We start from the raw sequence: 6010 nt of genomic DNA on the forward strand, positions 1-6010 counted from the left end.
TGCTGCACCGAGGTGTGCCCGGAGAGCATCAAGATCACCGACAACGCGCTGATCCCGATGAAAGAGCGGGTCGCCGACCGCAAGTACGACCCCATCGTGTGGCTGGGCAACAAGCTGTTCCGTCGCTAGCGCGAAAACCCAACGGCACCAACGAGCTTCGATCCGATTCCGGATTGGACCTCGTTTCTTTCAGGCGCCCAAGCGGCGAAAAATGCTGCGGTGGAACACGATTGGTGCCACCTCCGCGTCGACCGTCACCTCGCTGACCCGCAGCACCACGATCGTGTGGTCACCGGCCGGGATCGTTTGCTCGATCGCGCTCTCCAGCCACAGGCCGGTGCCTTTGATGAAAACCGCGCCGGTGGACCGCGACACCGTCTCCAGGCCCGCGAACCTGTCCCCGGTCTTGGCGGCCAGCGCCCGCGCGGCTTCGTCGTGGGCCTCGCCGAGCACGCTGATGCCCAGCATCGGCAGGTCTTTGAGCTTGGGCCAGGTCGTCGAGGTGTTCTGGACGCAGAATGACACCAGCGGCGGGTCCAGCGAGACGGGAACAAAGGTGCTGGCCGCGAGGCCCTCTCGGATTCCGTTCACCTCGGCCGCGATGGCGATCACGCCGGACGGGAAGTGGCCGAAGGCCTCACGAAGTGACGATGGTGTCAGGTTATTGTTCGAGTTCACCGGTCTGCATTCGCCCCTTGAGCCGGAAGGAGATTCTCGGGGCCGACCCTACCCCGCGGCCGGTCGCCCCGCCGTCGCCACCCTGGCCATTTTGTAAGCGTCTCGCTTCAATACCCGTGCGCCGAGGCCACATCCGGATGCGCCCGCAGTCGGCTCTTCCATGCGTTGCGGCCGTAGACCGCGAAGATCGGGTCCGACGGGTCGTCCACCCGGTGGGCGCGCGCCGCGAGTTCAGCGGGCAGCTCCAGCACGGGTATCCGCGCGTCCAGCCGCGGGTTGAAGAAGTAGGGCACCGAGATGCGCTCGCCGGCGCGCAGCGACACCCGGTGTTCGGTGGCCCTCAGATAACCGCCGGTGGCCACCTCCAGCAGCTCGCCGATGTTGACGATGAACGCCCCCTCCAGCGGCGGCACGTCGACCCACCCGTCGTCCGGGCCGCCGCTTCTGTCCCGCCGCACCTGCAGCCCCTGGGTCCCCGGCTCGGCCAACAACAGCGTCAGAACGCCGGAGTCGCGGTGGGCCCCCACTCCTTGCGTGCTGGCCGCGCGGTCGGGATAGCGGATGACCTTGATCAGGGTGGCGGGCGCGTCGGCGAAGGCGGCGTCGAACACCTCCGCGGGGCTGCCGAGCGAGGCCGCCCAATGCCCCAGCAGCGTGCGGGCCACCCGCGACAGCGCGGCGTCCCACTCGTCGATGATCCCGGGCAACTCCGGCAGGGCGCCCGGCCACTGGTTGGGACCCTGCAACCACAGGTAGTCGGGTTGCCCCGGGCCGCCGATCGAGGGACGCTCCGGGCCGATATCAATCTGCTCGCGCCAATCCACCTCGCCGCGGGTCAGTTCCCCGCCCATCCGCGTGTAGCCGCGGAAATGCGGGCTGTGCACCATGGCGATGGCGTCCTTGTCCACCTGGGGCAGCGCGAACAGCCGGCGGGCGGCCTCCAGCACGCCGCGGCACAGCTCGTCGGATACGTCGTGACCGTTCAAGTAGAAGAAGCCCACCTCGTGGGCGGCCTCGCGCAGGCTCTCGCGCAGCTCGGCCGCCTCGACCCGCAGATCCACCACGGGCAGGGCCGTGACGCCGACCACAGCTATCACCCGCCATCATCGTCGCAGGTAGGAAGGCTAAGCGGCGCTTCCCAACCGGTTGGTTAATTAGGTAGTGAAATCTAGCTCACATTAACTTGCGCGAACGTAACCGGTAGCGATATTTTAGCGGTGTTACTGGTGGGTAACTTAGACCTAGTACCCAACCACATGTGGCATTCTCAACGAGGAGGACCGTAGTGAGCCACTACAAGAGCAACGTCCGCGACCAGGTGTTCAATCTGTTCGAGGTATTGGGCGTTGACAAGACTTTGGGCCAGGGCGACTACAGCGACATCGACGCTGAAACCGCCCAGGAAATGCTTAACGAAATCAGCCGATTGGCCGAGGGGCCGGTGGCCGAGTCGTTCGTCGAGGGCGACCGCAACCCGCCGGTTTTCGACCCGAAGACCCACTCGGTGACGCTGCCGGACTCGTTCAAGAAGTCCGTCCACGCGGTGCAGGAAGCCGGCTGGGACAAGGTCGGCCTCGACGAGGAGCTCGGCGGCACCCCGCTGCCCAAGGCGCTGCTGTGGGCGCTGCACGAGCACCTGCTCGGCGCCAACCCCGCGGTCTGGATGTACGCCGGCGGCGCCGGCTTCGCCCAGATCCTGCACCACCTCGGCACCGAGGAGCAGAAGAAGTGGGCCGTCATCTGCGCGGAGCGCGGCTGGGGTTCCACCATGGTGCTCACCGAGCCCGACGCGGGTTCGGACGTCGGCGCCGGACGGACCAAAGCGGTCCAGCAGGAGGACGGCTCCTGGCACATCGACGGAGTCAAGCGATTCATCACCTCGGGTGACTCCGGCGACCTGTTCGAGAACATCTTCCACCTGGTGCTCGCGCGCCCGGAGGGTGCCGGACCGGGAACCAAGGGCCTGTCGCTGTTCTTCGTGCCTAAGTTCCTGTTCGACTTCGAGACCGGTGAGCTGGGCGAGCGTAACGGCGTGTTCGTCACCAACGTCGAGCACAAGATGGGCCTGAAGGTTTCGGCCACCTGTGAGCTGTCCTTCGGCCAGCACGACGTGCCCGCCAAAGGCTGGCTGGTCGGCGAGGTCCACAACGGTATTGCGCAGATGTTCGAGGTCATCGAGCAGGCCCGCATGATGGTCGGTACCAAGGCCATCGCGACCCTGTCGACCGGTTACCTGAACGCGTTGGAGTACGCGAAGTCTCGCGTGCAGGGCGCCGACATGACCCAGATGACCGACAAGACCGCACCGCGCGTGACCATCACGCACCACCCCGACGTGCGCCGGTCGCTGATGACTCAGAAGGCCTACGCCGAGGGTCTGCGGGCGCTGTACCTCTACACCGCGACCTACCAGGACGCGGCGGTGGCCAAGGCGCTGCACGACGTCGACGCCGAGCTGGCGGTCAAGGTCAACGACCTGATGTTGCCCGTCGTCAAGGGTGTGGGCTCCGAGCAGGCGTACGCCAAGCTGACGGAGAGCCTGCAGACGTTCGGTGGGTCCGGCTTCCTGCAGGACTACCCGGTCGAGCAGTACATCCGTGACGCCAAGATCGACTCGCTCTACGAGGGCACCACGGCCATCCAGGCGCAGGACTTCTTCTTCCGCAAGATCGTCCGCGACAAGGGCCAGGCGCTGGCCCACGTGTCCGGTGAGATCCAGCAGTTCGTCGACAGCGAGACCGGCAACGGTCGGCTGAAGACCGAGCGGGAGTTGCTGGGCAAGGCTCTGGCCGACGTCCAGGCCATGGCGGCGACCCTGACCGGCTACCTGATGTCGGCCCAGGAGGATGTCACCAGCCTCTACAAGGTGGGCCTGGGTTCGGTGCGCTTCCTGATGAGCGTCGGCGACCTGGTCATCGGCTGGTTGCTGCAGCGTCAGGCCGCGGTCGCGGTGCAGGCGCTGGATGCCGGCGCCAGCGGTGAGGAGCGCTCCTTCTACGAGGGCAAGATCGCGGTGGCGTCGTTCTTCGCGAAGAACTTCCTGCCGCTGTTGGCCAGCACCCGCGAGGTGATCGACACGCTGGACAACGACATCATGGAGCTCGACGAGGCCGCTTTCTAAGTCGCCTCTCGCACACCAGACAGAACCCCCGCTTCCCCTTCGGAAGCGGGGGCTCTGCTTGTGGGTGGTCAATACAAAAAGGCCGCCGCTGGATCCCCTCAAACCAGCGGCGGCCCTTTGCGTACGCCCGTCCTGCGATTCCGACAGGCGGCCGATTCAGGGATGCCCCGTACTGCCGTCGGGGTCGGGGGGTCAGACCGCAACACGGGGCCATCCGGCAAACCGCATACCCGTTCAATTTTCTTACTAATCAGGTGTGACGTATTTCATTGCCAGTTGGTTCACGACTCGAGGATCGCGGCCACGCCCTGGCCGCCGGCGGCGCAGATCGAGACCAGAGCGCGCACGGGTTTACCGCCCTTTTGCTGCGCCTTCTTTTCGGCGACCTGCTTGGCCGCCTGAGCGAGGATGCGCCCGCCGGTTGCCGCGAACGGGTGGCCCGCGGCCAACGACGACCCGTTGACGTTGAGCTTGGACCGGTCGATCGACCCGAGCGCGGCGTCCAGACCCAGCCGCTCCTTGCAGTAGTCCTCGGACTCGAACGCCTGCAGGTGCGACAGCACCACCGACGCGAACGCCTCGTGGATCTCGTAGAAGTCGAAGTCCTGCAGGCTCAGTCCGTTGCGGGCGAGCAGTCGCGGCACCGCGTAGGTCGGGGCCATCAGCAGGCCGTCGCGACCGTTGACGTAATCGACCGCGGCGGTCTCGGAATCCACCAAGAACGCGAGCGGGGTAAGAGAATGCGCGGCCGCCCACTCCTCGGTGGCCAGCAGCGCAATCGAGGCCCCGTCGGTCAAAGGAGTCGAGTTGCCGGCGGTCATCGTGGCGTCGCCCGCCTTCACCCCGAAGACCGGCTTGAGCTTTGCCAGCTTCTCCGCCGAGGAGTCGGGCCGCAGGTTGTCGTCGCGGTACAACCCCAGGAAGGGGCTGACCAGATCGTCGAAGAAGCCCCGGTCGTAGGCGGCGGCCATGTTGCGGTGGCTGGCCGCGGCCAGCTCGTCCTGGTCGACGCGCTTGATACCCATCTCCTTGGCGGTGAGCGCCTGGTGCTCGCCCATCGACAGACCGGTGCGTGGCTCGCTGTTGACCGGGATCTCGACACCGATCGTCGCCGGCAGCGTGCCGACCAGCCGCAGGCGTTGCAGGTTGGACTTGGATCGGCGCAGCTTGAGCAGGGTGCGGCGCAGGTTGTCGCCCAGGCCGATCGGCGCGTCGGAGGTGGTGTCCACCCCGCCGGCCGCCGCGACGTCGTAGCGGCCGGCAGCGATGCCGTCGGCGGCCGCGATTGCGGCTTGCAGGCCGGTGCCGCAGGCCTGCTGGATGTCGAAGGCGGGCGTGTACGACGACAACTGCGAACCCAGCACGCATTCGCGGGTCAGGTTGAAGTCGCGGCTGTGCTTGATCACCGCGCCACCGACCACCACGCCCAGTCGCTGGTCGGCCAGCCCGAACCGGTCCACCAGCCCGCCCAGGGCGGCGGTGAGCATGTCCTGGTTGGACGCCTCGGCGTAGGCGCCGTCCGACCTGGCGAACGGGATGCGATTACCGCCGAGGACGGCGACTCGCTTCTTGGGAGCGGAAGTCCGCTGAGCCTTCTGGTTGCTTGCTTCAGAACTTGCAGGGGACACGTTTAATCTCCGGTCATCGGTTTTTAGCTCGGCCGTCTGGGGCCATATTACTCACCGTTCTTACTCTCAAGTAAGTTCGTCCTCGATACGGTTGTTCTATACCCACACGTACAGACCTAGAACGGCCTGGCAAGTAAGAGGAAGGCAGCCCAGTGGCCCCCAAAGTCTCGTCCGATCTGTTCTCACAGGTCGTCAACTCCGGTCCCGGATCATTTCTGGCAAAGCAACTCGGTGTTCCGCAACCCGAGCCGCTTCGCCGTCAGCGGCCTGGCGAACCGCCGCTGGCGGGGGCGCTGCTGATCGGCGGCGAGGGCAGAGTAGTCGAGCCGTTGCGCGCGGCGCTGGACAAAGACTACGACCTGGTGGGCAATAACCTCGGCGGGCGCTGGGCCGACAAGTTCGGCGGGCTGGTGTTCGACGCCACCGGGATCAGCGGACCCGAAGGCCTGCGCGGGCTGTATGAATTCTTCACGCCGCTGCTGCGCAACCTGGGCCACTCCGCGCGCGTCGTGGTGGTCGGCACCACGCCCGACGCCGCAGCCAGCCCGCACGAGCGGATCGCGCAGCGGGCGCTGGAGGGCTT

At 66.4% G+C, this 6010-nt stretch carries 4 protein-coding genes and 2 pseudogenes; 3 read left to right on the forward strand and 3 right to left on the reverse strand.

The genetic code is table 11. The features are described 5' to 3' along the window. Positions 1 to 129: pseudogene (locus JOZ00_RS27600) on the forward strand (succinate dehydrogenase/fumarate reductase iron-sulfur subunit); the annotation flags it as partial. 60 nt (positions 130 to 189) lie between these two features. On the opposite strand, the gene JOZ00_RS27605 reads toward JOZ00_RS27600, so the two are convergent. Both JOZ00_RS27605 and JOZ00_RS27610 read right to left on the reverse strand, forming a co-directional pair. Further along, positions 190 to 678, reverse strand: a complete 489-nt coding sequence (locus JOZ00_RS27605; RefSeq protein WP_293351065.1) for a flavin reductase family protein — start codon at positions 676 to 678, stop codon at positions 190 to 192. 107 nt (positions 679 to 785) lie between these two features. After that, on the reverse strand, positions 786 to 1766 hold the full coding sequence (locus JOZ00_RS27610; protein WP_293351071.1) for a 2-oxoglutarate and iron-dependent oxygenase domain-containing protein: 981 nt from the start codon (positions 1764 to 1766) through the stop codon (positions 786 to 788). 197 nt (positions 1767 to 1963) lie between these two features. Here JOZ00_RS27610 and JOZ00_RS27615 point away from each other — a divergent pair, with 197 nt between their 5' ends. Further along, positions 1964 to 3799: an acyl-CoA dehydrogenase gene (locus JOZ00_RS27615; protein WP_293351067.1), complete on the forward strand. Its 1836-nt coding sequence runs from the start codon at positions 1964 to 1966 to the stop codon at positions 3797 to 3799. A 281-nt stretch (positions 3800 to 4080) separates the two neighbouring features. On the opposite strand, the gene JOZ00_RS27620 is transcribed toward JOZ00_RS27615, so the two are convergent. After that, entirely contained in the window at positions 4081 to 5427 is a 1347-nt protein-coding gene (locus JOZ00_RS27620) for an acetyl-CoA C-acetyltransferase (protein WP_293351069.1), read from the reverse strand. 152 nt (positions 5428 to 5579) lie between these two features. On the opposite strand from JOZ00_RS27620, the pseudogene JOZ00_RS27625 reads away from it, so the two are divergent. Continuing rightward, a pseudogene (locus JOZ00_RS27625) lies at positions 5580 to 6010 on the forward strand (short chain dehydrogenase); the annotation flags it as partial.

This window comes from Mycobacterium sp. (genome assembly GCF_019243155.1).
Lineage (GTDB): Bacteria > Actinomycetota > Actinomycetes > Mycobacteriales > Mycobacteriaceae > Mycobacterium.